Source organism: Herbaspirillum sp. UBA812 (genome assembly GCF_002296545.1).
Taxonomy (GTDB): Bacteria; Pseudomonadota; Gammaproteobacteria; order Burkholderiales; family Burkholderiaceae_D; genus Herbaspirillum; species Herbaspirillum huttiense.
The window spans coordinates 1-591 of the sequence record NZ_DBIC01000205.1; the positions used below are offsets into that span (position 1 = coordinate 1).

Below are 591 nucleotides of genomic sequence, written 5' to 3' on the forward strand. Positions count from 1 at the left end.
CAATCCGGATCATGTCTAGCGACGGCCACGTTCTGGACATGATCTTGATACACCAGCCAAAGCTTGTTGGGACTTTTGTTATAGGCGTCCAGCAACATCTTCTCATCGTCACTGCCAAGCAAAACTCTTCCTTGGTCATCGCTGCGACCGTTAAGGATCTTCTTGCCTCCTGTCAGCGCCTCATGCATGTCATCAGCATGAACGATGCGCCACGGATAGCTCGGCATGGGGACACCGTTGGGACCGGGTATGTCTTGCAGATGCATGTTGAATTTAGGCTGGGAGACGTCCACCTCTGTTCTTGGCAGCGCCGGCAGGGATACTTCGCGCCGCACCGGTCCATCAAACACCTTCTGCCCAGCATGAATGGTGAGCTTCCCCGGACACTGCACCGTGATGTTCCCCCCATCAATAGTGATGTTGGCCCCACCCGCCGTAGACAGGGTAATCTTCTTGGCCGCCGCCCAATCCACGCTGGCATTGGCACTCACCACGCTCACCTGATCACGCGCCTGCACCGCCAGCGTATCGGCTTGTGCCTGCACATCGATATTCTGTTGCGCGGCAATCATCTGCAAACCCTGCCCGCCC

General features: G+C 56.9%; 1 protein-coding gene. It reads right to left on the reverse strand.

Annotation, left to right across the window (positions count from 1 at the left end; translation table 11 throughout):
• Positions 1–572, reverse strand: a 572-nt coding sequence (locus tag B3873_RS13580) for a DUF2345 domain-containing protein (RefSeq protein WP_414651540.1), incomplete at its 3' end; no start/stop codon positions are given.
• Positions 573–591: the final 19 nt, after the last annotated feature.